Raw genomic sequence first — 2,312 nt, 5'->3', positions numbered from 1 at the left:
CGGCGATCTTGATGTAATGAGTTTGGACCTCGCCGACAGGGATCGCGTCCGTAAAATGGACGCGACCTCGATATCCGGTGGTCCCGAGCAGGCGGCAAGCTGGGCACAGCTCTTTTTCGTCCCGGCAGGCCTCGTGGGAGGAACGTATCTTTTCGTCGCGGGCACGAACCTTCACACATGAATTCGAAAGGGCCTCCGCCACGCTGCGGACGGCGCCCTTGATGCTGGTGCCGGGGATGATCAGCTGATCGCCCCGGCGGGCGAAGACGTAGTAGGCCTGTTCTCGACCCTCATTCTTAAAAAGATCGATCTGCCCGCCGCCCACAAAGAGATATTCGGAGACCACTTCGATCTCCAGCTCCATGCGTCCGCTAAAGCCCACAAACTGGAGATGATGCGCAGGCTTATCCTTCGTTGGCTCTCCGCGCAATGAGATCCAGAAAAAGGGCTTCGGTTGGGGATTCTGAGGGCCTCGCATCTCTATCGCTCCTTCTCTCCTTCCTTGAGCGCCCGCAGGCTGATAAAGACCGGCACCCTGTTTCGATAGAAGATCCGGGTCGACATCCGGCCCCGATGGCGGTTATGCGGGTATTGATCGAAGTCCGGATGGATCCGCATATCGCGAAGGTTCTGGAGGTCGAACTCCTGATCTACCGCGCTCCATTCCCCCAGCGATGGAGATAGATCCGGCTGGGGCTCGTCCACGAGCAACAGGGCGCGGAAGGTCTCCCCCTCCCGCCACCAACGGAGCTCGCCTTTCGGCCCGAAGGCGGCGCCCTGATCTCTCCAGTCCGACGGCGCTCCCTGGCCCATGCGCAAGCCTCCCTCGTCGGCCGCCCAGTGAAAGAGAGGCTGGCCCAGCGCCTCCAGGCGGATCCGGAGGACTTCTGGCGTCCCCACCAGCGCGTAGACGTATGCCGCTGTCATCTTCCGCCCTCCTACACGGTCGCAGCGATGCCCTGGATCAGCCGAGGGGCGATCTGGGACCAATGTTCCTCTGTATAGACCCGACGCAAATATAAGCCTACGGTCTCCGCTTGTCCCTCCGGCATGCCATCCATCCGGTCGATCCCCTCCAGACCGTAACGCTTGCGTTCTTCTGTATCTGCGAACGCGCCCAATCCGCACCAGACATCCCGCTGGGCGTTCACCATGGCTTCCTCCAGCACAGCGCAGGCAACCTGCACTCTCACCTCGCCAAACCCGCGGTTCTTGCCGAATCCGACTTTCAGAAACCCTTGGTTCATGCTCTCGATGGCGAGGGCCAGAAGGCCCACCTGCCACAGCTCGAAGTTCTCCAGCACCAGATGGCCCTCAAAAGTCCCAGAGACCGCGATTTCCATCTCAAAGGGTCCGTGGGCCACCGCGTGGCTTAGGCGGGAGATCGCAACCCCATATCGAATCTCTGTCCTTAGCTGATCAACCGGGAGAAAGTCGGTGAACGCCGCGCGGCCCTTCAGACGGGTATGGCCGAAGATCCGACAGGCGCCACATGAGGACGAATAAATCGCCCATGATTCCGGCTCCTGATCTCGAAATCGGTCATGGATCCACTGGGGGCAATTCCACTTGTTCCGATCTTTCCGCTCCGTCTCCCTGGCCTCGAACGTCGCGCAGGCCCACCTCCACCCCTTCTGGGGATCAGGGCCGCTTTGCTGAGGCAGCGGATCGATGGTGCGCAGCACCTTCTCGACGAATCCGCGCACCACACCCTTGAAGGAGGAGCCGGGGATGTAGACGGTCTCCCCCCTTTGGGGGTGAAAGGTCCGAACGAATTGCATGTCGGGTAGGGTAGGGTTGGCGGAGATGGCACCGGACTTGATCAGCAATGGGCCCTGCGGGCTGAGGTGCAAGGTGAGGCGCAGCACGTTATAGCGGGTCTTATGCATGGCCAACCTCCTGCAGCTTTGCCGCAAAGGCGTTTCGGAAAGTTTCCCAGTCCGACACAGGGGGGGCGCTCCGCTGTCGGAGGTAGTCCAGCAAGTTCGTCCGATCCACGCGGCGGAGGGCAATCTCGCGCAGCGTCCCCCAGCCAGGGCCGCGGGTGGATTTACCGCCGATGGCGATCCCGCCGTCAGACCATAACTGAAGGACCGTGAGGAGGAGGCCGATCTCCCAATCCTCCAAGTTTTCGCCTACGATCTCGATGGCGAACTGGGCCCCGGGGACCACTGTCTCAAAGTCATACTTGATGCCCGAACGGGCAGCTCCCAGGTCCCGATCGATGCCGACGCCGTCCCGGATCTGGTAAAGCACCGGAAGGTCCTCATGATTTTTCAGGTATGCGTCTTTGAAGGCGATCCGGCTGGCGA

General features: G+C 61.1%; 4 protein-coding genes. All 4 read right to left on the bottom strand.

Going from position 1 to position 2,312, the window contains the following annotated elements:
* Window positions 1-478: RAMP superfamily CRISPR-associated protein (locus NZM16_RS07650; protein WP_295479709.1), on the bottom strand; the 478-nt coding region annotated here is incomplete at its 3' end.
* Between the two features lie 2 nt (window positions 479-480).
* Window positions 481-927, bottom strand: coding sequence for a hypothetical protein (locus NZM16_RS07645; protein WP_295479707.1), 447 nt, complete (start codon window positions 925-927; stop codon window positions 481-483).
* A gap of 11 nt (window positions 928-938) precedes the next feature.
* Window positions 939-1,889 (bottom strand): RAMP superfamily CRISPR-associated protein, encoded by a 951-nt coding sequence (locus tag NZM16_RS07640; protein WP_295479705.1) that lies wholly within the window; start codon window positions 1,887-1,889, stop codon window positions 939-941.
* A partial coding sequence (csx7, locus tag NZM16_RS07635) for a CRISPR-associated RAMP protein Csx7 (protein WP_295479703.1) occupies window positions 1,882-2,312 on the bottom strand: 431 nt, incomplete at its 5' end. The genes NZM16_RS07640 and csx7, both read right to left, overlap by 8 nt.

The organism is Thermoflexus sp., from assembly GCF_025055495.1.
Lineage (GTDB): Bacteria > Chloroflexota > Anaerolineae > Thermoflexales > Thermoflexaceae > Thermoflexus.
Note: the sequence above shows the minus strand (reverse complement) of the source record. Positions and strands in the feature narration are given on the sequence as shown.